Annotated in this window: 23 protein-coding genes; 11 read left to right on the top strand and 12 right to left on the bottom strand. The window is 65.6% G+C overall.

From position 1 onward, the window contains the following. Window positions 1–29 precede the first annotated feature (29 nt). The 5 genes from R3D65_RS13995 to R3D65_RS13975 all read right to left on the bottom strand — a co-directional run bounded on the left by R3D65_RS13995 (window position 30) and on the right by R3D65_RS13975 (window position 4,546). Entirely contained in the window at window positions 30–1,523 is a 1,494-nt protein-coding gene (locus R3D65_RS13995) for a TRAP transporter large permease (protein ID WP_371276043.1), read from the bottom strand. After that, a complete protein-coding gene (locus tag R3D65_RS13990; RefSeq protein ID WP_371275858.1) occupies window positions 1,523–2,122 on the bottom strand; it encodes a TRAP transporter small permease in 600 nt (199 codons plus the stop codon). Before R3D65_RS13990 ends, R3D65_RS13995 begins: the two co-directional genes overlap by 1 nt. 97 nt (window positions 2,123–2,219) lie before the next feature. Beyond that, complete coding sequence (locus R3D65_RS13985; protein WP_371275857.1) at window positions 2,220–2,993, bottom strand: DeoR/GlpR family DNA-binding transcription regulator; 774 nt, start codon at window positions 2,991–2,993, stop codon at window positions 2,220–2,222. 133 nt (window positions 2,994–3,126) lie between these two features. Beyond that, window positions 3,127–3,531 carry a universal stress protein gene (locus R3D65_RS13980; RefSeq protein ID WP_371275856.1) on the bottom strand — a complete coding sequence of 135 codons (405 nt, stop codon included), beginning with the start codon at window positions 3,529–3,531 and terminating at the stop codon, window positions 3,127–3,129. Window positions 3,532–3,541: 10 nt separating this feature from the next. Continuing rightward, window positions 3,542–4,546 (bottom strand): LacI family DNA-binding transcriptional regulator, encoded by a 1,005-nt coding sequence (locus R3D65_RS13975; protein WP_371275855.1) that lies wholly within the window; start codon window positions 4,544–4,546, stop codon window positions 3,542–3,544. Between the two features lie 145 nt (window positions 4,547–4,691). Here R3D65_RS13975 and R3D65_RS13970 point away from each other — a divergent pair, with 145 nt between their 5' ends. The 11 genes from R3D65_RS13970 to R3D65_RS13920 all read left to right on the top strand — a co-directional run bounded on the left by R3D65_RS13970 (window position 4,692) and on the right by R3D65_RS13920 (window position 14,727). Continuing rightward, window positions 4,692–4,919: a hypothetical protein gene (locus tag R3D65_RS13970; protein ID WP_371275854.1), complete on the top strand. Its 228-nt coding sequence runs from the start codon at window positions 4,692–4,694 to the stop codon at window positions 4,917–4,919. Continuing rightward, on the top strand, window positions 4,919–6,067 hold the full coding sequence (locus tag R3D65_RS13965; RefSeq protein WP_371275853.1) for a TRAP transporter substrate-binding protein: 1,149 nt from the start codon (window positions 4,919–4,921) through the stop codon (window positions 6,065–6,067). The genes R3D65_RS13970 and R3D65_RS13965 overlap by 1 nt, the downstream gene beginning before the upstream one ends. Window positions 6,068–6,178: 111 nt before the next feature. After that, a complete protein-coding gene (locus tag R3D65_RS13960) occupies window positions 6,179–6,694 on the top strand; it encodes a TRAP transporter small permease (protein WP_371275852.1) in 516 nt (171 codons plus the stop codon). Between the two features lie 13 nt (window positions 6,695–6,707). Next, window positions 6,708–8,039 carry a TRAP transporter large permease gene (locus tag R3D65_RS13955; protein WP_371275851.1) on the top strand — a complete coding sequence of 444 codons (1,332 nt, stop codon included), beginning with the start codon at window positions 6,708–6,710 and terminating at the stop codon, window positions 8,037–8,039. Window positions 8,040–8,050: 11 nt separating this feature from the next. Continuing rightward, window positions 8,051–9,358 (top strand): histidinol dehydrogenase, encoded by a 1,308-nt coding sequence (gene hisD / locus R3D65_RS13950; protein ID WP_371275850.1) that lies wholly within the window; start codon window positions 8,051–8,053, stop codon window positions 9,356–9,358. A 3-nt stretch (window positions 9,359–9,361) separates the two neighbouring features. After that, a complete protein-coding gene (locus tag R3D65_RS13945; protein WP_371275849.1) occupies window positions 9,362–10,129 on the top strand; it encodes an SDR family NAD(P)-dependent oxidoreductase in 768 nt (255 codons plus the stop codon). Next, window positions 10,126–11,121 carry a zinc-binding dehydrogenase gene (locus tag R3D65_RS13940; protein WP_371275848.1) on the top strand — a complete coding sequence of 332 codons (996 nt, stop codon included), beginning with the start codon at window positions 10,126–10,128 and terminating at the stop codon, window positions 11,119–11,121. Before R3D65_RS13945 ends, R3D65_RS13940 begins: the two co-directional genes overlap by 4 nt. 12 nt (window positions 11,122–11,133) lie before the next feature. Further along, entirely contained in the window at window positions 11,134–11,424 is a 291-nt protein-coding gene (locus R3D65_RS13935) for a UxaA family hydrolase (RefSeq protein ID WP_371275847.1), read from the top strand. An 11-nt stretch (window positions 11,425–11,435) separates the two neighbouring features. After that, window positions 11,436–12,617, top strand: a complete 1,182-nt coding sequence (locus R3D65_RS13930; protein ID WP_371275845.1) for a UxaA family hydrolase — start codon at window positions 11,436–11,438, stop codon at window positions 12,615–12,617. Window positions 12,618–12,678: 61 nt separating this feature from the next. Further along, window positions 12,679–13,689, top strand: coding sequence for a YeiH family protein (locus tag R3D65_RS13925; RefSeq protein WP_371275844.1), 1,011 nt, complete (start codon window positions 12,679–12,681; stop codon window positions 13,687–13,689). 30 nt (window positions 13,690–13,719) lie between these two features. Then, window positions 13,720–14,727, top strand: a complete 1,008-nt coding sequence (locus tag R3D65_RS13920) for an Ldh family oxidoreductase (RefSeq protein ID WP_371275843.1) — start codon at window positions 13,720–13,722, stop codon at window positions 14,725–14,727. A gap of 68 nt (window positions 14,728–14,795) precedes the next feature. On the opposite strand, the gene R3D65_RS13915 is transcribed toward R3D65_RS13920, so the two are convergent. From R3D65_RS13915 to R3D65_RS13885, 7 genes are all read right to left on the bottom strand, one after another. Next, window positions 14,796–15,653, bottom strand: coding sequence for a 3-keto-5-aminohexanoate cleavage protein (locus R3D65_RS13915; protein ID WP_371275842.1), 858 nt, complete (start codon window positions 15,651–15,653; stop codon window positions 14,796–14,798). Window positions 15,654–15,660: 7 nt separating this feature from the next. After that, window positions 15,661–16,455, bottom strand: a complete 795-nt coding sequence (locus R3D65_RS13910) for a TIGR03084 family metal-binding protein (RefSeq protein ID WP_371275841.1) — start codon at window positions 16,453–16,455, stop codon at window positions 15,661–15,663. Then, window positions 16,452–18,443 (bottom strand): biotin carboxylase N-terminal domain-containing protein, encoded by a 1,992-nt coding sequence (locus R3D65_RS13905; protein ID WP_371275840.1) that lies wholly within the window; start codon window positions 18,441–18,443, stop codon window positions 16,452–16,454. The genes R3D65_RS13910 and R3D65_RS13905 overlap by 4 nt, the downstream gene beginning before the upstream one ends. Then, window positions 18,437–19,240, bottom strand: a complete 804-nt coding sequence (locus R3D65_RS13900) for an enoyl-CoA hydratase-related protein (RefSeq protein ID WP_371275839.1) — start codon at window positions 19,238–19,240, stop codon at window positions 18,437–18,439. Before R3D65_RS13900 ends, R3D65_RS13905 begins: the two co-directional genes overlap by 7 nt. Beyond that, the gene (locus tag R3D65_RS13895; protein WP_371275838.1) at window positions 19,237–20,829 is read right to left on the bottom strand and encodes an acyl-CoA carboxylase subunit beta; all 1,593 of its coding nucleotides are present in this window, start codon (window positions 20,827–20,829) and stop codon (window positions 19,237–19,239) included. The genes R3D65_RS13900 and R3D65_RS13895 overlap by 4 nt, the downstream gene beginning before the upstream one ends. Before the next feature lie 337 nt (window positions 20,830–21,166). After that, window positions 21,167–21,586 (bottom strand): hypothetical protein, encoded by a 420-nt coding sequence (locus R3D65_RS13890; protein WP_371275837.1) that lies wholly within the window; start codon window positions 21,584–21,586, stop codon window positions 21,167–21,169. A gap of 302 nt (window positions 21,587–21,888) precedes the next feature. Then, window positions 21,889–22,404 carry a hypothetical protein gene (locus tag R3D65_RS13885; protein WP_371275836.1) on the bottom strand — a complete coding sequence of 172 codons (516 nt, stop codon included), beginning with the start codon at window positions 22,402–22,404 and terminating at the stop codon, window positions 21,889–21,891. Between the last annotated feature and the right edge of the window lie 60 nt (window positions 22,405–22,464).

The raw sequence follows: 22,464 nt of genomic DNA, 5'->3' as shown, positions 1-22,464 counted from the left end.
TGTCTCCTCCTTTGCGGTTTCCTCTGGAACTACTTGATGAAGCCGGCCATCGTCGGCACGGTCATGGAAATGGCCGGGAAATAGGTGATCAGGAAGATCACCAGCACTTCCACGGCAAGGAATGGCAGGATGGCGCGGGAGATGGTCTCCACCTTTTCCCCGGAGACCGAAGAGGCGACGAACAGCACCAGTCCCATGGGCGGCGTGGCCAGCCCGACGGTCAGGTTCACCGACATGATGATTGCGAAATGCACCGGGTGAACGCCGATCTCCACGAAAATGGGCGCCAGGATGGGACCCAGGATGATGATCGCCGGTCCGGCATCCAGGAACATGCCGACGATGAACAGAAGGATGTTGATCAGGAACAGCAGGATCAGCGGATCCTTGCTCATGTCGAGAATGGCGGATGCAAGATGTTCCGGGGCGTGGCTGAGGCTGACCACGGTCTTGAAGGCGACGGCGGCGCCCACCAGCAGCAGAACCGTCGAGGCGCCGAGCGCCGACTTGGTCAGGATGCCGGGCAGGTCCGAGAGCTTCATCGAGCGCAGCACGAAGAAGGAGACGGCCAGCGCATAGGCCACGGCGGCCGCGGAAGCCTCCGTCGGCGTGAAGACGCCGACAAGAATGCCGCCGAGAATGATGACCGGCGCCTGCAACGGCGCCACCGCCTTCTTGCAGACAATGCGGAAATCACGCGAGGCGCGGCGGCGCGCCCACAGCAGGATGCCATGGGCGACAAGCAGGAAGACGGCGAACAGGACCCAGCCGGCCACCGCGCCCGCGGACCCGACGCCGTGAACCGGGGCCAGCAGCAGGAAGAGACCGTGGATGAGGCCGGCGATGTTGATGCGCAGCAGGATGAAGGATACCCAGTCCTCCATCGTGGAGATCTCCTGGTTGCGCTTCACGATGCGTTCGGCCTTGGGCAGATCGTAGCGGTCGGCCATCAGCCGCACCACGACCATCAGTCCCACGCCGACCAGCAGGCCGGGAACGATGCCGGCCAGGAACAGGGCGGCCACGCTCTCGCCCATCACATAGGCATAGATGATCATGATGCCCGAGGGCGGGATGATGGGGCCGATGACGGAACTGGCGGCGGTGACGGCAGCCGCGAATTTCCGGGAATAGCCATTGCGCTCCATGGCCGGGATCAGCGTCGAGCCGAGCGCCGAGGTGTCGGCAACCGCGGAGCCGGACAGTCCGGCGAAAAGGATGGAAGACAGGATGTTCACATGGGCCAGGCCGCCGCGCAGATGGCCCATCAGCGCCTGCGAGAAATCCACCAGGCGGCCGGTGATGCCGCCCCTGTTCATCACCTCGCCGGCCAGCATGAAGAACGGCAGGGCCATCAGCGGGAAGCTGTCCATGCCGTTGTAGAGGTTGCGGTAGAGCAGGGCCAGGTCGCGCTCCTGGCCGTTGAGCCAGAGCAGCAGGCCCGGCGCGAACATCAGCGCGAAGAAGACCGGAAGGCCGATCATCAGCAGGACAAGGAAAAGGGGAAGGAACCAGACCAGCATCATTCGGACCCCGAGACCGCGAAGTGGAGGGATTCGGGCTCCGGCAGCGCCCTGTCCGGCTGCATGATGCCGATCACGTGGCGCAACAGCATTTCCAGGTTCACCGGGATCATCAGCGCCATGCAGACAAGAAGCGATCCGTACATGTAGCGGAGCTTTACGCGCACGGCTTCGAGCCCGATCATGTCCAGGGGCAGCTTGAGCGAGGAGGAATCGAAGTTGCCACCGAAACCCATCGTGTGGTCCCAGCCAAAACGGAACGCGACCACGATGACGCAGAGCGAGACCAGCAGGATTGCGGTCACCAGCAGGTGGGAGGCCGCGCCCTTGAGCGCGTAAGGTACCATTTCGATGGCCACGAAGCCGCCATGGCGATAGGCCAGCGGCGCGACCAGCCCTGTCATCCAGAGCATCAGGAAACGGGCCGCCTCGTCCGGCCATGGCAGCGCGTTGTTGAGGACGTAGCGGAAAAAGATCTGCGCGAGAATGACCGCGACCATCAGCGCGAGGCTGATCCAGGCCACCGTCCTGCCGACGCGCAGGACCCGGTCGTTGAACGCGACCAGCACCTTCAATGCGATGACCAAAGCGTTGACCATGTTCCTCCCCGAGCATGGCTTGCGCGTTTTAGTGCGCGTTATTTTCGTTATGCTCTCGCAAACGAAAATCGCTGTCAAGGGAGCGGATCAGGAATCGTCAGTCCGGACCGGCCTCGACCAGTTCCACCTCGTGTGCCTGGCAGAGCGCGCGCAGCGCTGGCGCGGCGAAGCGGTCGGTGACAAGGGTGTGCACCTTGCCGAGCTGGTCGATGCAGACGGGGGCGGAGCGGCCGAACTTGGAACTGTCCGCCGCCAGGATGACATGCTTGGCGCTCTGGATCATGGCCCGCGTGACGTGGACTTCCGCCAGATCGAAATCGAGCATCGCGCCGTTCTCATCAATCGCGGCGGCGCCGATCACCGCGATGTCGGCGCGGAACTGGCGAATGAAATCGACCGAGGACTCGCCCAGGACCGTTCCGTCGGAGCGGCGCAGGACACCGCCCGGCACAAGGACTTCAAGGCCCGGAAAACCCCTCAGGTCATTGGCGATATTCACATTGTCGATCAGCACCTTGATCCCGGCATGATGCTTCATCGCGGCGGCGACGGCCGCGGTCGTGGTGCCGCTGTTGATCATCACCATCGTGCGGTCGGGAATTCGTGCCGCGACCGCCGCGCCAATGGCTTCCTTCTGTGCCGCCGCCACGGTGCGCCGGATGTCGAAGCCGGTATATTCCACGCCCGCGGGCAGCGAGGCGCCGCCATGGAAACGCATGACCTCGCCGCTCTCGGCCAGGATCTGGAGGTCGCGACGGATGGTCTGCGGGGTGGTGGCGAAGGCTTCGGAAAGATCGTCCACGAACACCCGTCCGGCCTGGCGGATCTGGTTGAGGATGGCGATCTGGCGCGGATTGAGGGCCTGTGTCATGGCAGCGAAAACGGTCCGGATGGATTTTCGTTTTCATTTTAGCAAGCGAAATGAAAATGAAAAGCGCCCGGCGCGGCGCGCCACTTGGCCGCCGCCCTCGTTCGCCGAACGGGGGCACCGTCCGAACGGGGTGTCAGCGCAGCACGTGCACCGAGCAGGGGGCGTGGCGAACGATGCGCGCGGCCGTCGAGCCGAGCAGGAAATCGCGCAGGCCCGGCTTGTGCGAGGCAACCACGATGCAGTCGGCGCCCACCGTCCCGGCATATTCAGACAGGGATTGGCCCGCATGGCCGTCGATCACGACCGGCGTGACATCGGGATGATCGGCGAGCCGTTCCTGCAGGTCCGCCTCCATCTGCGCGCGGGCTTTCTGCATGTCTTCTTCCCTGATGTGAAAACGGACCGACCCCTGGAGCGGTTCGGCGACATGTACCGCCAGGATTTCGGCGCCGTCGCCACCGAGTGCCCTGGCGGTTCGCAAGGCCCGGTCGGCGATGCCATGCTCCAGCGAAAGTCCGACGATGATCTTCTTGTACATGGTCTTTTCCTTATCCTGCCGCGGTCTCCGGGACGGGGCCCAGGGAGCCGCGCATGCGCAGTTCCACACCGATTTCCACGCGCCGCCGCGCCCTCTCGCCGGCGATCAGCTGCAACAGCAGTTGCGCGGCCGCCGAACCCATGCGCCGGTGCGGCACATGGACGGTTGTCAGGGCGGGCGTGACGAAACTGGCGATGTCGATGTCGTCGAATCCGGTGATCGACACGTCGTCCGGAATCGCAAGCCCCATGGACTTCGCGCGCTTGATCGCGCCGACGGCGAGCACGTCATTGCCGCAGATGACGGCGGAAGGCCGTGGATGGCGCTGCATGAGCGCCTCGAAGGCGCGGCTGCCGTCCTCGAAGGAATAGGGGGCCTCGACCACCGGCATTGCATCCGCGTCGAGGCCCGCCTCGCCAAGCGCTTTCCGGACGCCCCGGAGGCGGTCGGCGGCACGATCGTTCATGGCGGTCACACCGGCGATCATCGCGATGTCGCGATGGCCCATCGCGAGAACCTCGCGGGTCATCCGCGCGGCGGCCTCGGCATTGTCGAAGCCGACGAAGGGATCGTCGCCGGAACCCAGGTTCCAGGCCAGCACATATGGCATCCCGCGCCGCTTCAGCAGGTCGTAGGTCGATGCCGGGCGGGCCGCGCCGATCAGCAGAAGTCCGTCGGCGCCGCGGCCTATCAGCGCCTGGACCTGCCTTGCTTCCTGTTCGGGATCATAGCCCGAGCTGGCCACGAGAAGGGTGACGCCAGAATTGCTCAGCGCCTCCTGGAAAGCCTGGATGCCCCGGGCGAAGATGGCGTTCTCCATGGTCGGGATCACCGCGCCAACCGTGTTGGTCCGCCGCGAGGCAAGCGCCCGACCACTGAAATCCGGCGTGTAGCCGAGTTCCTCGACGGCGCGAAGGACACGTTCGCGGGTGGCCTGAACCACAAGGGCCGGTTCGTTTAGGCAGCGTGAGACCGTTGCCGTCGAAACGCCGGCGGCGCGCGCAACATCGCTCAAGGTGGGTCTCGGGCTGTCTTTCATCTCACCGGGGCCGCTCATTCAGGAAAACGATCCTATTCGACGGAAATCTGAATGTAAACGCTTGCATTCGGAAATGTAAGCGCTTACAAAGGCCCGGTCACGAATGGTTTGGGAGGAAATCATGCGCCGGTACGACCGTTACGCCATGGCTGGCGCCGCCGGCCTGTTCGGTATCTTCCTCCTCAACGTCACGCTCGGGGCCGCGCGTATCGGCGCATTCCTCGGTGATATTGGCGAGATGCTGGTGCTCTTCGGCTTCTGCATCCTGTTCGTGATTGCCATCCTTGGCTTCGAGCGCCGGGCGCGCGAGGCGGGCAGGGACGTTTCCAAACAGGGAGGAGAAACCTGATGAGCGACAATTCGCGAGACACGCTGAAATCGGCCGAGCGCCGCAATTTCCTCAAGCTGAGCGGCATGGGGGCCTTTACCGCGGCCATGGTGGCCGGCGCTGCCGGTACGTTGTGGTCGGAAGAGGCTGCCGCGCAGACAGCGAAGGAAGAGCGGGAGAGGGAGGCTGCCGCAGCGCATACGATGACCATCGCCACGGCCTATGTGCTGGGCGCGTCGCGCAGCTATCCCATCATGCAGCTCGACCTCAAGGAGAACATCCAGAACGCCACCAACGGCAAGGTCTATGTCAAGCTGGCGCCAGGCGGGCAGCTGGGCGCCGGTGGCGCGCTGGTGCAGAAGGTGCAGGCGGGGACCATCCAGGGGGCGCAGCATTCGCTTTCGAACTTCGCGCCCTTCGCCAGTGCCGTCGACCTGATCAACCTGCCCTACCTGTGCGGCGCGAACCAGCGTTTCGTCAATCTCGTCAATTCCGATGCCTGGAAGACCGAGGTTCATCCGAAGGTCGAGGCCGCCGGCTTCAAGGCGCTGTTCTACGTGGTGATCGATCCGCGTGTCGTCGCCGTGCGCAAGGGCGGCAATGCGGTCATCACGCCGTCCGACCTGTCGGGCGTGAAGTTCCGCGTGCCCGGATCCCAGATGCTCCAGCAATATTACCGCATGGTCGGCGCCAACCCGACGCCGGTGGCCTGGGGCGAAACGCCATCCGCCATCAAGCAGGGCGTCGCCGATGCCCTCGATCCTTCCGTCGGGGCGCTTTACGTCTTCGGCTTCAAGGACATCCTCAGCCACGTCACCTTCTCGCAGGCGGTGCCGGACAGCCAGGTCTATTCGATCAACCTGGAGTGGTTCAACGGACTGCCGGCAGATGTGAAGGAAGGCATCGAGTTTGCCGGCGAGATCACCGCCCAGCAGAACCTTGCCAAGGTGCCGGCTGCACGGGCCTATGCCATGTCGGAGCTGGCCAAGGCCGGCGTCGAGTTCCATTCGCTCAATGACGACCAGCTTGCCGAGTGGAAGGACGCCGGCGGCTACCAGCGTTCCGAATGGGACCAGTTCAAGGTCGATCTGGCAGGCTCGATGGATACCTTTGCAAAGCTGGAAGAGGCGGCCGGCACCATGGGCCGCTATTACGTCCACGACGCGTAAGGCGCGTCGCTGCGCGGGCCGGCCTTTGCCGGCCCGCACTTCATCTGAAACACGCACCAACCGGTTGTTGCGGGCCGTGCAAGGCGCGGCCCGGACAGGGAGGGACAGGCCGTGCCTGGATTCATTGACGCGCTGAACCGGAATGCCGAGCGTTGGGCGCTCCTGGTTTTCTACACGATGCTGGTCGTGACCATGTTCATCGAGGTGATCCGCCGGGAGGTCTTCGCCTATTCGTCCATCTGGGGCGAGGAGATCGTGCGCTATTCCTTCATCTACCTCGCCTGGATCGGCGCGGCGGCTGCGGTGAAGGAGCGCGGGCACATCCGCATCGACGTCCTGATGCACTATGTCGGCCAGCGGACAAAGGCCGCGCTCTACATGTTCGGCGATCTCGTCATGCTCGCCGTCGCGCTGGTTGCGCTCTACTGGTCGTTCGAAACAGTCATGGTCTCGGCCCGCTTCGGCTCCGTCAGCCATGGCTTGCGCGTCTCCATGGTCTGGTTCCTGGCTGCCGTTCCGCTGGGCTTCACGCTGGTGACTTTCCGTCTCCTGCAGTCGCTGGCGCGCGACCTGCGCGACCTTCGTCACGGACGCCCCGTGTACGAAGGCGACAAGCTGTTCGATTGAGGGGAGGTCCATCATGCTCTGGAACCAGTTGCAGAACCAGGCCGTCGAACTCGGCTGGGATTTCTATGGTCCCGTTCTCATCTTCGTCGGCCTTGTCATGCTGGCGGTGCCGGTCTGGGCGGCGATCGGCGCGGCGGCCATCGCCATGCTGGTCTTCTCCAACGCCCTGCCGCTCAGTCTCGTCGGCGAAAGCCTGTTCGACGGTATCGACGCCTTTGCCCTGACCGCCGTGCCGCTGTTCATCCTGACCGGCGACGTGCTGGTGCGAACCGGCCTTTCGCGCAAGTTCCTCGACGTTGCGGAGGCGCTGACCTGCTGGACGAAGGGCGGGTTCGGGTCCGCCACGGTGCTGGTCTGCGGCATGTTCTCCGCCATTTCCGGCTCCGATGCCGCCGGTGCCGCCGCGGTCGGCCGGATGACCATCGACCGGCTGGTGGAATCGGGCTATCCGCGCCCCTATGCCTGCGCGCTGGTTGCCGCCGGCGCGTGCACGGGCATCCTCATTCCGCCCTCCATCGCCTACATCATCATCGGTCTGGTGCTGGGCATCTCGGCCTCCACGCTGTTCATGGCGGCGCTGATCCCGGGCATCGCCATCCTCGTGTCGATTCTCGTCACCAACATCGTCATGAACAGGCTCTACGCCTGGGAGGGTGGCGAACCGATGACGATGGGCGAATGGCTGGGGCAGCTGGGCGGCGCGCTCAAGTCCGGCTGGTATGCCTTCATCGTGCCGGGGATCATTTTCTACGGCATCTTCTCCGGGCGTCTCACGCCCACGGAGGCCGGTGCCACCGCCGTGATCGTGACCATGTTCCTGGGCTTCATCCTGGGAACACTGAAGCTGTCGGACTTCCCGTCCATGCTGGTCAGTTCCGCCAAGGTCAACGGCGTCATCCTGCCGATCATCGCCTTCTCGCTGCCGCTGGCCCAGGCGCTTGCCATCCTCGGCGTGCCGCAGGGCTTCGTCTATTCGATCACCTCGCTGACCGATGATCCGACGGTGCTGATCCTGCTGATGATCATGATCCTCATTGCCGCCGGCTGCGTCATGGAAACGACGCCCAACATCGTCATCCTGGCGCCGATCCTGAAGCCGCTCGCCGACAATATCGGGATGAACGAAATCCAGTTCTGCGTGATGATGATCACCGCGCTGGGGGTCGGGTTCATCACGCCGCCGCTCGGCCTCAATCTCTTCGTCGTTTCCGGCCTTACCGGCGAATCGATCCTCAAGATCGCCGGGCGGGCCATCCCCTTCGTCCTTTTCATGCTGATCGTCGTTCTCGTGATCGCCTATGTGCCGACGCTGTCGACGGCCATGCTGCCGGATGCCTACAAGTAGGAGTTGCCCTCATGTCCCGCAAATATCTCAAGAAAGCCGACCTGACGCCCGCCAGCGGCGCCAGCGACGTGCGCGAAACCGTCCAGTCCATGCTCGATGACATCGAGGCGCGCGGTGACGCGGCAGCCATGGAATATGCCGCCAAGCTCGACCGCTATGACGGTCCGGTGAAGCTTACGCGTGCCGATATCGATGCCGCAATCGCCAAGGTGCCCGAAAAGCTCAAGCGCGACATCCAGTTCGCCCATGACAATGTCCGGCGGTTCGCCGAGGCGCAGAAGGAAACGCTGAAGGAGTTCGAGATCGAGGTCGTGCCGGGCCTGATCGCCGGTCAGAAGAGCATCCCGGTGCGTGGCGCCGGCTGCTACATTCCCGGCGGGCGCTACAGCCACATCGCATCCGCCATCATGACCGTCACCACGGCCAAGGTGGCCGGTTGCGGCTCGATCGTCGCCTGCTCGCCGCCGCGTCCTGATGTCGGCATTGCCCCGGCCATCATCTATGCCGCCGACCTGTGCGGCGCCGACACGATCCTCGCCATGGGCGGCGTGCAGGGCGTGGCCGCCATGGCGTTCGGCCTGTTCGGCCTGCCGAAGGCCGATATCCTTGTCGGTCCCGGCAACCAGTTCGTTGCCGAGGCCAAGCGCATCCTGTTCGGCCGCGTCGGCATCGACATGTTCGCCGGCCCGACCGACAGCCTCATCCTGGCCGACGGCACGGCCGATCCGGAGGTGGTGGCCGCCGATCTCGTGGGCCAGGCGGAGCATGGCTACAATTCGCCGGTCTGGCTGGTAACCGACGACGAGGCGCTGGCGCGCAAGGTGATGGAGATCGTGCCGCAGATGATCGCCGACCTGCCGGAGGTCAACAGCAAGAATGCGCAAGCCGCCTGGCGCGACTATGCCGAGGTCATCGTGTGCGGCGACCGCGAGGAAATGGCGGCGACGGCCGACGATTACGCGCCGGAACACCTGACCGTTCAGGCCGCGGACCTCGACTGGTGGCTTGGCCGCCTGCAATGCTACGGCTCGCTCTTCCTTGGCGAGGAGACCACCGTGGCCTTCGGGGACAAGGCCTCGGGTCCCAACCATGTGCTGCCGACATCGAAAGCGGCCAACTATACCGGCGGCCTGTCGGTCCACAAATACATGAAGATCGTCACCTGGCAGCGGGCGACGCGCGAAGGCGCGCGCCCGGTGGCCGAGGCCACGGCGCGCATCTCGCGGCTGGAAGGCATGGAGGCCCACGCGCGCACGGCGGACATCCGGTTGCGCAAGTACTTCCCCGACGAAACCTTCGACCTGACGCCCGGGGAGTGAGCCATGGCTGCCGCGCATCCCGCTCGATTGTTTGACCTGACGGGCCGGGTGGCCTGCGTTACCGGGGCCAGTTCGGGCCTCGGGCGCCGGGCGGCAGATGTGCTGCTGGCGGCCGGCGCACGGGTTGTCGGCGTGGCGCGGCGCGAAGCCGTGCTCGCAGACTGGTTGTCCGGGGCCGGCGACGGCGCGGCCTATGTTGCGGGGGATCTTGCGGGTGCCGAGAGCGCGGCGCGGATCGCGGGTGAGGTCGCCAGGCGGTTCGGCGCGCCGGATATCCTCGTCAACGCGGCCGGAATCAACACGCGCCAGGCCGCCGACGATGTCACGCCGGAAGGCTGGGAGATGACGCTTGGCATCAACCTGACGGCGCCGTTCTTCCTTGCGCAGGCCTTTGCGCCTGCCATGAAGGAGAAGCGCTGGGGCCGCATCGTCAATTTCGCCTCGCTGCAAAGCTACCGCGCCTTTCCCGGCGGCATCGCCTATGGCGCGAGCAAGGGCGCCGTCGTGCAGATGACGCGCGCCATGGCCGAGGCCTGGTCCGGCTGCGGCATCACGGCCAACGCCATCGGCCCCGGCTTTTTCCGGACCGAGCTGACGGCGCCCGTGTTTGCCGATCCGGCGCGCGCGGCGCGCAATGCCGCGCAGACCTGCGTCGGCCGCAATGGCGAGCCGGAGGATATCGACGGCCCGGTGCTTTTCCTGTGCTCCGATGCCGGGGCCTATGTCACGGGTCAGACCCTCATGGTGGACGGAGGATTTACCGCCAAATGAAAGCGCTCGTCTATCTCGGCCCCAACGAACTTGCCATCCGCGACGTGCCGGAACCGCAGCCGGCGGAAGGCGAACTGCTCGTGCGGGTGGACAGCGTCGGTATCTGCGGCTCCGACATGCATGCCTATCTCGGCCACGACGAGCGCCGCCCCGCGCCGCTCATCCTCGGACACGAGGCCGCCGGAACCGTCGTCTCGGGTCCGCAGGATGGCCGCCGCGTGACCATCAATCCGCTGGTCACCTGCATGGCATGCCCGGCCTGCCTGTCGGGCCGGGAAAACCTGTGCGCCGCGCGGCAGATCATCTCCATGCCGCCGCGCGAAGGCGCCTTCGCGCAATATGTCGCCATGCCGGAGCGGAACCTGGTGACCGTGCCCGACGATGTATCCTTCGAAAAGGCGGCGCTGGCCGAACCCGTCGCCTGCGGCTGGCATGCGGTGAAGCTGGCGGGGCGAGCGCTTCATCCTCCGCTTGCGGATGTCCGCATGCTCATTCTCGGCGGAGGCGCCATCGGTGTCGGGGCGGCACTGTCCTTCCGGGCGATGGGTGGCAAGGAGATGATCCTGATCGAACCGAATGCTGCACGGCGTGCCTTCCTGTGCGAGCGCGTCGGGCTGGATGCGCGCGACCCGGCCCAGATCGGCGACGGGCGGCACTTCGATCTCGTCATCGATGCCGCCGGTTTCGCGGCCACCCGCGAGGTGGCGTCGCGCCGCGCCGTGCCGGGCGGCGTCATCGTCCATATCGGGCTTGGCGAGGCGGCTGGCGGCCTCGACATCCGCCGGATGACGCTTCAGGAAATCACCTTCATCGGCACCTACACCTACACGATGGCAGACTTTCGCGAGACCGCGCAGGCCATTTTCGACGGCCGCCTCGGGGCGCTGGACTGGGCTGTGCCGCATCCCCTCGATGCGGGTCCGGAGGCCTTCGCGGAGCTGCACCGCGGCGCGGTGACCGCGCCGAAGATCATTCTCAAACCCCAACTCTGAAAGGAAACCAGGATGGCTGAAATTCCCCATCTTCTCGTCCACGAACAGGCCGACAATGTCGGTGTGGTCGTCGTCGAAGGCCTCAAGGCCGGCACCGACATGCTCTGCTGCATCACCCATGACAATTCGACCTTCCGCCTGACCGCCAAGGCCGATGTGCCGATCGGCCACAAGATCGCGCTGAAGGACCTCAAGGCTGGCGACACGGCGATCAAGTATGGCGAGGACATCGGCAAGATCATCGCCGACATCGAGCAGGGCGGCCACGTCCACACCCACAATTGCAAGACCAAGCGCTGGTAAGGATCGCGATCATGGCTTCGAAATATTCCAATATCACAATCCAGGGCTATCGCCGCGAGAACGGCCGGGTCGGCGTGCGCAACCACGTGGTCATCCTGCCGCTGGACGACATTTCCAATGCCGCCTGCGAGGCGGTGGCCAACAACATCAAGGGCACGATGGCCATTCCCCATGCCTATGGCCGCCTCCAGTTCGGCGAGGATCTGGAATTGCATTTCCGCACGATCATCGGAACGGGCGCCAACCCGAATGTGGCGGCCTGTGTGGTGATCGGCATCGAACCGGGCTGGACGCAGCGCGTCGTCGACGGCATTGCCGCGACGGGCAAGCCGGTGGCCGGCTTCTCCATCGAGCAGAACGGCGACCTCAAGACGATCATGGATGCCTCGCGCAAGGCCAAGGAGTTCGTCCATTTCGCCTCCGAACTTCAGCGCGAGGAATGCTCCATTTCCGAGCTCTGGGTATCGACCAAGTGCGGCGAGAGCGACACCACCACGGGCCTGGGTTCCTGCCCGACGGTCGGCAACATGTACGACAAGCTGCTGCCGGAAGGCATCTACGGCTGCTTTGGCGAGACCTCGGAGATCACCGGTGCCGAACACATCTGCAAGGCCCGCGCGATCAATGAAGAGGTGGGCGAGCGCTGGTACAAGATGTGGAAGGCCTATCAGGACGAGGTCATCTTCGCCCACCAGACCGACGATCTGTCCGACAGCCAGCCGACCAAGGGCAATATCGAGGGCGGCCTGACCACCATCGAGGAAAAGGCGCTCGGCAATCTGGAGAAGATCGGCCGCACGTCAAAGTATATCGATATCCTGGGACCAGCCGAAGCGCCGCAATCGGGCAAGGGGCTGTATTTCATGGATTCCTCGTCCGCGGCCGCCGAATGCGTCACCCTGATGGCTGCTGGCGGCTACGTGATCCACACCTTCCCCACCGGGCAGGGCAACGTGATCGGCAACCCCATCGTGCCGGTCATCAAGATCACGGCCAATCCGCGCACGGTGCGCACGATGAGCGAGCATGTCGATGTCGACGTGTCGGGCATCCTGCGCCGCGAGATGACCATCGACGAGGCGGGCGACGAACTGATCGACATGATCCGCCGCACGGCCAATGGCCGCAACACCGCCGCAGAAGCGCTGGGTCACCGGGAATTCTCCATGACCAAGCTCTATCGCAGCGCCTGACCGGGCAGGCACGACTGTCCGCCCGGCCTCCTGCCGGGCGGCTCACCCGCGTGGAACATTCATGACCAGTTTTTCCCTGTCGGCCGCGCGCGCGCGCGTTTCGGACCTCTTTCCCGGCGTTCTACTCGCCTTGACCGTCGCCGGCGCGGCGAAGTTCCTGTCGGAACACTATGGCGCACCGGTCATGCTGTTCGCCCTGCTGATCGGCATGGCCTTCAATTTCCTGTCGCAGGACGGGCGCTGCAAACCGGGGATCGAGTTCGCGTCGCGCACATTGTTGCGCGCCGGCATCGTTCTGCTGGGCGCCCGGATCACCTTTGGCGACATCGCCTCCATCGGGGTGTCGGGTCTTGTCACCGTGGTCTCCCTGATCGCGCTGACCATAGCCAGCGGCTTCGTCTGTGCCCGGCTGTTCAGCCGCGGCTGGCGTTTCGCCCTGCTGACAGGCGGATCGGTGGCGATCTGCGGCGCTTCCGCGGCGCTGGCCATTGCCTCGGTCATTCCCCACAATGACAAGACCGAACGCAACCTGCTGTTCACCGTGGTGGCCGTGACCACGCTCTCGACGGTTGCCATGATCGTCTATCCGGTCCTTTTCTCCCTCATCGGCTTTACCGACATCCAGAGCGGCTTCCTGATCGGGGCCACCGTGCACGACGTGGCGCAGGTCGTCGGCGCGGGTTATTCCATCTCGACCGAAGCCGGCGACATGGCGACCATCGTCAAGCTGTTGCGCGTCGCCATGCTGCCGGTCGTGCTGCTGATCATCGCCCTCGCGCTCTCGTCGCGCGAGGGGGCCGGCGGCAAGATCCGCCTGCCGGCCTTCGTCATCGGCTTTGTGGCCGTCGCGGCGGCCAACAGTTTCCATGTGATTCCCCAAGGACTTGCCGGCGGGGCGGTGTCGCTGTCCTCCTGGCTGCTCGTCACCGCCATTGCCGCGCTCGGCGTCAAGACCAACATGAAGGCCATGCTGGATCTGGGGTGGCGGCATTCCGCCGTGGTGGTGGCAGAGACGCTGCTTCTGCTCACCATGGCGCTCACCGCACTGGAAAGCGGACTTCTGCCGGGTTAACGGATGGATGCAGCAGAGGAGCAGACAGGGATGAGCGACACGGAAATCCGGCTGGGCGTTGCCGAGGCCGAGGCCCTGATCGAGAGGGTGCTGCAGCAAAACGGCACGGCGGTGACAAACGCGGCCAGTGTGGCGAGGGCGCTTGTTGCCGCGGAAGTGGACGGACAGGCCGGCCACGGCTTTTCCCGTGTTGCCGCCTATGCCGCCCAGGCGAAATCGGGAAAGGTGGACGGTCGCGCAATCCCGCGCGTCGAAACGGGCGCGGCAGCGCTGCTCCGTGTCGATGCCGGAAACGGCTTTGCCTTTCCGGCCATCGATGCGGCCATCGACGCGCTGGCCGATCTTGCGCCCGGCACCGGCGTCGCGGCTGCCCTGATCCGGCGCTCGCATCATTGCGGACAACTGGGCGCCCATGTCGAACGTCTCGCCGATCGCGGCTTCCTGGCGCTGATGGTGGCCAACAGTCCGCCGGCCATGGCGCCATGGGGCGGGGCGACAGCGCTTTTCGGCACCAATCCGATTGCCTTCGCCGCGCCGCGCCGGGAGGGGCCGCCGCTGGTCATCGACCTGTCCCTGTCAAAAGTGGCGCGCGGCAAGGTGATGGCGGCGTCCAAGCTTGGCAAGCCCATTCCGGAAGGCTGGGCGCTCGACAGCGAGGGCATGGCGACAACCGATCCCGACGCGGCCCTCAAGGGGACCATGCTGCCCGCGGGCGACGCCAAGGGCGCCATGCTGGCGCTCATCGTGGAAATCCTGGCCGGCACCCTGACGGGGGCAAACCATTCCTTCGAAGCGTCCTCCTTCTTCGATGCAGAAGGGACGCCGCCGGGTGTCGGGCAGACGCTGATCGCCTTCGATCCGGGCGGCGGGGATTTTGCCGGGCGGCTGGAAATCCTGCTCGCGGCGATGACGGCCCAGGAGGGTGTGCGCCTGCCGGGGGCGAACCGGGCGGCGCGGCGGGAGACCGCAGCACGCGACGGCATCCTCGTACCGGCGAAACTCCACGCCGAAATCACGGCCCTGGCCGCGCAGTCCTGAAAACAAGGCATTTCGCCGGAAACCAGCCCGGCGATCATCCTTGCCTTGCGCGTGATCTGCCCCTCTTGTCAGGCAAGGCCCAGCATCTGCCGGGTCTCCGCCGGGCTTGCCACATCGCGCCCTGCATCGCGGGCACAGGCGGCGAGCGCTTCGATCAATTGCCCGTTGGAGCCGGTCTTGCTGCCGTCGGGCAGGTAGAACGTGTCCTCAACGCCGGTGCGCAGCATGCCGCCGAGTTCGGCTGCACGGCGGTGGACCGGCCAGATTTCCGCGCGCCCGATCAGCGTGGCCTGCCAGAAGCTTCCCGGAAGAAGGTAGGCCTGGAGCCATTCAAGGAGGGTGGCATCCACCGGCATGCCGGAGGCGACGCCCATCACGAGATTGTATTGCGCCCTGGCCGCCATGCCATTGGCCACATACATGGCAACAGAACGGACGATGCCGGTATCGAAGCACTCGAATTCGGGGATGGTGCCGGTTTCGGCCATCGCGTCGATATGGTCCTTCACCTTGGCCGGCATGTTCTCGAACAGGATCGGCGGCCATGCCCAGTCGCCATTGGCCTTGAGCTTCAGGTAGTTCAGCGAACCGGCATTGCAGGCGGCGATTTCCGGCGCGAGCGCACGCACGATGGCCAGCGGCGCGGAATAGTCGGCGTCCACGGTGCCGGTGGTGGTGTTGATCAGGATGCCGGGACAGGCTGCGCGTATGGCCTCGACGATCGTGCGCGCCGTTTCGATATCCCATGACGGCAGGTGTCCCTTGCCTTGCTCCTGCCGGCGGAAGTGGATGTGGATGATCGAGGCACCGGCATCATGGGCTTCCCGCGCGGAGGCGGCGCATTGCTCCGGCGTCACCGGCACGGGATGATGGCGCGGATCGGTAAGCACGCCGTTCAGCGCGCAGGTGATGATGGCCTTGTCCATTTGTCCCTCACTGCCTGTGGCGGCTGCCGGGCGCCGGCGGCGTTTCCGGCGGGCCGGCAAAGCACTGGGCGTGGCGCATCCAGGTTTCGGCCACTGGCCCGTCGACCTTGAGGGCGGTGTCGGCCAGAGCGCGGGTCTGCGTCACGACGGCGGCGAAATCGACGGCCGGTCCCGCTATGCGTCCGGCGGAGACATCGCCAAACGACCAGACATCGCCCGAGGGGGCGGTCAGTTCGAGACCGGGCATCGTGTCCGGCACGGGCAGGCCATGAACCTGATGCGACCAGCCAAAGGTGTTGATGCCGAGCACGACGATGTTGCGGATGCGGTCGGTTTCGATGCGTTGCCTGCCGAGCGCGTCGAAGACCTCGAAACCGTGCGCCCAGGTTTCCATCTGGCGGGCGGTGATGGATGAGCGCGCCGACATGGAGGGGCCGACCCAGGCAAGCCGGGTTTTCGGGTCCATCTGCGCCCAGCGCGCGGCCATGGCACGCGCATGCCCGATCCATGCCTCCCGGAGTGCCAGGCCACGCAAGGCGATGTCCGCATTCTCGACGGGGCGCAATCCGCCACCGGACTGAAGTGCATTCGTCACCCTGGCCGCCAGCGACGCGAAGGCATCGGGATCGGTGGCGGAGAGATCCGCGGCGCGGTTCCAGAAATGCAGATGAACAAGTACGTCATTGATGGTCCAGCCCTTGAACTGGGTGGGCCTGGCGTATTCTTCCGGTTCCAGACCATCGAGCGCGGTATCGAGCGCCTCGCTCTCGGCCAGGAAATCGGCTGCTTGCGAAAGGCTCATCCGGCATCCTCCGTTATCGTTGCAATCAGCGTGCCCGCCGCCACCTGATCGCCGGCGCCGACCGGCAGTGCGCCTATTTCGCCGGCAATGGCGGCGCGCAACTGGTGCTGCATCTTCATGGCTTCCAGCACGGCGACGATCTGGCCTGCCTCCACGCGGTCTCCGGCGGCGACGGCGAGCGACACGACCAGGCCCGGCATGGGCGCCACGATGCGCCCCGATCCGGCTTCTCCGGCGGATGTTTCCCAGGGCCGATGGCGGACGAGCGACAGGGCCTGCGTTCCCATTTGCAAATGCATGCCGCCGCTTCCGTCGGGTACTGCCGCAATGGACAGGCCGCGACCATCGACGGTCAGGGCGCGCCAGCCGCTGCCCGGCGCATCGAGCCGGACCTCGTGGCGCCAATCCGGGCCGGACACCGTCCAGCCCGTGGCTCCCGACGCCAGTGCATGGAGTTCGTGAACGCGTCCGCCTTCGGCGAGATCCAGCGGCACGGGCAGGCCGCCATCGGAGGCGAAGCCGCAAAGGCTGTCATCGGTCATGGGCGAGGCCGCCAGGGCATCCTGCATCGCCTGCTGAAGAATGAGAGCGGCGCCGGCGGCCAGCTCGCGGCTGTCCGGGGCGGGCATGGAAAAGCCGTCCGGCCAGGTTTGCGCGACAAAGGCCGTCGTGGCCTGGCCGGCGGCGAAGGCCGGCGCGTGCAGAATGGCATCGAGGAAGGCGGCGTTCGTGGTCAGGCCGAGCACGGCTGTGCGCTGAAGGGCTGCGGAAAGGCGCCTGCGGGCGATGTCGCGGGTCTCGCCCCAGGCAATGAGCTTGGCCAGCATGGGATCGTAGAAGGGGCTTATCTCCTGCCCGGGCGCGATGCCTGCATCGATGCGGATGCCGGGGCCTTCGGCCGGCGACCACAGGGCGACCTTGCCGGTAACCGGCAGAAAGTCCCTCGCCGCGTCCTCGGCGTAAAGGCGCACCTCGATGGCATGTCCGTTCAGGTGGACCTCGTCCTGCGTGACCGGCAGGGGCTCGCCCATGGCAATACGGATTTGCCATGCAACCAGATCGAACCCGGTCACCATCTCGGTGACGGGATGTTCGACCTGAAGCCTTGTGTTCATCTCCAGGAAATGGAACCGCCCCTCGCCGTCGAGCAGGAATTCGACCGTGCCGGCGCCGCGATAGCCAACGGCAGAGGCGGCAGCCACGGCAGCCGCGCCCATCCGCGCGCGCAGGTCGGGCGTCATGACCGGGCAGGGGGCCTCTTCCACCACCTTCTGGTGACGGCGCTGGACCGAGCAGTCCCGTTCGCCCAGGTGAATGCAGTTTCCGTGGGCATCGGCAAAGACCTGGATCTCGACGTGACGCGGCCGCTCAACCGCCTTTTCAAGGATAAGCCTGTCCGACCCGAAAGCGGAAAGCGCCTCGGCGCGTGCCTGTGCAAGGGCATCGGGCAAGCCGGCTGCGTGATCGACAAGGCGCATGCCGCGCCCGCCTCCGCCGGCCGATGCCTTGACCATGACCGGAAAGCCGATTGCCGCGGCCTCTTCCGCCAGCCGGCCGTCCGACTGTTCCGCGCCCTGGTAACCGCGGATGCACGGCACGCCGGCGGCGATCATGGCGTGCCTGGCGCCTGCCTTGTCGCCCATGATGGCGACGGCATCAGCGGGCGGCCCGACGAAGACCAGCCCTTGCGCCGCCACGGCGCGTGCGAAGGCCGCATTCTCCGACAGGAAACCGTAGCCGGGATGAATGGCCGCGGCGCCGGACAGCCGCGCGGCATCGAAGATCGCTTGCGCCTTCAGATAGCTGTCGCCAGCCGGCGCCGGGCCGATGCGCACGGCGTCGTCGGCAAGGGCCACATGCGGGGCATCGGCGTCGGCATCCGAAAACACCGAAATGGTGCGCAGGCCGAGGGCGCGGGCCGTGCGGATCACCCGGCAGGCGATCTCGCCGCGGTTGGCCACAAGCAGGGAATCGAAAGGGGTCAACATGGCTTTTCCGTCCAGTCCGGCGGGCGTTTCGCCGCGAAACTGGCCAGCCCCTCGCGACCGTCACCGGAACAGGCGGCGTCGGCGAAAATGCGCGCCGCGGCCTGCACGGCCCCGGCCTGGTCCAGATCCGCGAGGGCGGCGAGCAGACGCTTGGTCGCGGCCACGGAACCGGGCGCGGCCTTGCGCACGGTGGCGCGCAATCTTGCGATTTCCTCCGCGAAGCCGTCCTCCGGCACGATGCGGTCGACAAGGCCGACGGCCATGGCGGTCTCGACCGGCATCTGCTCGCCGGTCAGCATCAGCCGCCGTGCCGCCGCCGCGCCGGCGCGGCGAATGACGAAGGGTGCAATCTGCGCGGCGACAAGCCCGACACGCACTTCCGAAAGCGCAAGCCGGGCGCCGGGCGTCGCCATCACCATGTCGGCGGTGCAGGCGAGGCCGAGACCGCCGCCCATGGCCGCGCCCTCGATGACCGCGACAACGAATTGCGGCAGGCCCGCCATGGCCTGATACATGCGTGCGCCCTCGCGGCTGAGTGCCTCGATGTCGTCGCGCCCGGCCTGCCGCAAGCTGTTCAGCGCAGCGAGGTCGGCGCCGGCGCAGAACATGGCGCCGCGTCCGCGCAGCGTCACGCCCCGGATATCGCGGCGGGGCTGCAAGGCCTGTGCCAGCGCCGCCAGATCGGCCGCGCGGGCGGGCGAGAGCGGGTTGCGCCGCTCCGGTTCGTTGAACCAGACCGTCAGCCAGCCGCCGTCCTGTTCCAGGTCGAGGGTCGGTGTCCGGGGAAAGGTGCTCATATCCGCGCCACCCCGAAACTGTTCGGGCGCAGCCGCCTTGCGCGTGCCTCCATGCAGGTGTCGAGGCAGAAGGCGATGACCTTGCGGCTGTCGCGCGGATCGATCACGCCATGGTCGAGAATGCGCCCGGACGTATAGAAGGGCGAGGACTGGCGATCGAACAATGCGCGGATGGCCGCTTCCTGACGTTCGAGCTGCGCCTCGTCCGGCTCCACGCCGCGGCGGGCCGCCCCGGCACGCGCCACCACGCTCATTGTCCGTGCGGCCTGTTCGCCGCCCATGACGCCCGAGCGGGACGTGGGCCAGGCAAACAGGAAATCTGGCTCGAAGGCAATGCCGCACATGCCGTAATTGCCAGCCCCGAAGCTGGCACCGGCATAGAGCGTGATCTTCGGCACGCTGGCATTGGCCACCGCCTGGATCATCTTGGAGCCGTGCTTGATCATGCCGGCCCGCTCATAGTCCGTGCCGACCATGTAGCCGGTGGTGTTGTTCAGGAAAACGAGTGCCATACCGGCCTGGTCGCAGGCCTGGATGAAATGGGTCGCCTTGGCAGCGCCGTCAGGGTCGATCGGTCCGTTGTTGGCAAGGATGCCCGCGGGATGCCCGTGAATGGCGGCCTGCAGGCACAGGGTCGCCGGGCCAAAGCCGGGCTTGAACGCCTCCACTTGCGATCCGTCCACCAGCCGGCTGACGAGTTCGTGGGCGTCATAGGGCTCGCGCGGGTCCGCGGGCACGATATCGGCAAGGGTAGCGGGTTCGAGGAGCGGAGCGGCGAACCGGCGTTGCCGGGTCTCCATGTCGCGGTTCCAGTCGAGCCGGGCCATCAACTTCCGCGCCATGGCGATGGCATGGGCGTCATTCTCGGCCAGATATTCGACGAGACCGGAAACGGTGGCGTGCATCCCCGCGCCGCCGAGGTCGGCATCGCGCGCCCTTTCACCGGTGGCGGCATAGACAAGGGCGGCACCGGCCAGTGCTGCCATGCCGTTTTTCTTCACGGCGATCACGTAGTCCGACATGCCGGGCATGTAGGCACCGCCGGCTGTCGAGGGGCCGTGCAGGACGGCGATCGTGGGCAGGCCGGCGGCCGAGAGCCGCGCCAGGTTCCGGAACACCGCGCCGCCATGGGCCCAATCCTCCACCTTGTAATTCATCAGGTTCGCGCCGGCGCTTTCCACCAGATGAAGAAAGGGAAGTTTCTGGCGAAGGGCAATGTCCTGCATGGAAAGTGCGGCCTGCAGCGCCATCGGGCTCAATGCGCCGGCATTGATGCCGCTGTCATCGACGACGACCATGCAACGCACGCCCGACACGAAGCCGATGCCGCCGATGAAGGTGCTGCCGGGGATGGACGCGTCCGCGTCGCCGGTGTCGGCCAGATAGCCTGCCAGGCTGTGCAGCCTGAGAAACGGCATGCCCGGATCGAGCAGGCGGGCAAGGCGCTCGCGCGGGGTCAGTTGGCCACGCTCACGGAACCGGTCGCGCCGTTGCTCCGACTTCGCCGCCGCCCGCGCCTCCAGCGCACGAAGAGCGGCGACAGCCTGCTCCATGGCCGCGCGGTTGGCCGTGTGTTCGTCCGTGGCCATTGCTCTCCTCTCTGGCTTTGTGAACGATACGTATGGTCGGAAATAATACAAGCGCGTTCTTTGAATGTGCCGGTGCGGATGAAAAATGACGAAATATCAGTCAGATGAAGTGAATCCGCATCGATCTGAAAACCGACCGCATGTCCGGTGGATTCTCCCGAGGAGAGGGCGACGGAAAGAAACGCACCGCGCCCGGCAAGGCGCAGCCAGGAGGACAGGGTTCGGGAGACACGCGAGACCCTGTTTTCCGCCGTGCTCGATTGCCTGGACCAGAAGGGCTATGCCGACACTACCTTTGCGGCCTTTCAGGAAAGGTCCGGCCTGTCGCGTGGCGCGATCATGTATCCTGTCGCCACGCGCCAGGAGATGATCGTCGGGACGGCGAAGCATTTGCTGGAGGCGGGTTGGCGTAGCGCTCGCCCTTTATCACGTGCATGACTGGCTGCACGTCCACGAATTGCGAGAACGGCGTGGACATGTGCGGATAGCCCAGTTCCCGGCGCGCCCGTCCGGCCTCTTCCAGAACCTCCGGCAAACGGTCTTCGAGACCTCGGTCCTTCGCGGGGTCGGGTTGTGCTGCGGGTGCCGATGGCGTGGTTTGACTGGCTACCGCGGGCGCAGGAACGGGCCTGGTGCCGGCACCGGGCAGTGCTTGCGTCGAACTGGCGTCTTTTCGCTCGACCGACAGGCGGAGATCGCCCATCGTCAGTTCAAGGGCGATGCTGTCCGAAATGTCGATCAGTTCCGGCAGGCCCACAACGTCCCCGATAGGTCAGTTCGCTCATTCCGGCTTCCCTTTCTTTTCCATCCTGAAGGCCGGATCCTCCAGCACCGTTTCAATCGGACGTCGTTGGCGCCCCAGCGCATCCCCATGGCAGACGCGGGGTTTCCCGGGACTTGGACGTGCCAACCTGGCGGGATCCGGCGCATGGGCGCAGCGCCGTTTGTGCCATTCACACTGACGGCTTCTAAATGCCGGTTTGCCACTTGAAGACCGGGACAGGGTAATAGGGGCTGGCGGAATACAACTGCAACGAACCGGAATTGCAATCGAGTTTTTCATGTGGCGATCCCGTCATAGGGGTTATTTCGTATTCCAGCTTCCTCAAACGCTTTGAGCAGGGCCGCCAGGTATGCAATCGAATCGCCAGTCGCATCCTCAAGGTCGGATGCCGCGGTCCGAGACACCGAGAGACGCCCGTCCGCATCACGGATGATCCAGCCCTTCTCCTGAAGCAGGGTGACCTTGCGGCGCACCGTTTCGCGGGCAATGCCGGAATAGTCAGCGACTGACTGGATGTTGATCGGCTGCTGAAGATGCTCGCGCTCTCCCGGGTGTGTCATCTTTTGATAATTGAGCAGTTCTGGCGACCAGTTCTCGGGCCTTGTCCGGTCGCCGATGACGGCCAGGACGAGCAAAAGGTCGAGATCGCCGTCAAAGCGTGCGCGCAACTGCGTCAGCAGGCGAATGAAGGCCGCAAGGTGAACTGGCCAAACCGTGCCGAAATGCTTTCTCACGAACGCTTCAGGCTTTTCGTCATCAAGTGCCGCTCGCCTGGTTGGTTGCTTTTTCATGTGGTCCGCCCATTTTGGGTGTCGATCAACTTGAGCATCTTCAGAAGCTCAATAATATCG

It is taken from the genome of Zhengella sp., from assembly GCF_041397485.1.
Classification (GTDB): domain Bacteria; phylum Pseudomonadota; class Alphaproteobacteria; order Rhizobiales; family Rhizobiaceae; genus Zhengella.
This window is presented reverse-complemented; position numbering and strand designations above follow the sequence as displayed.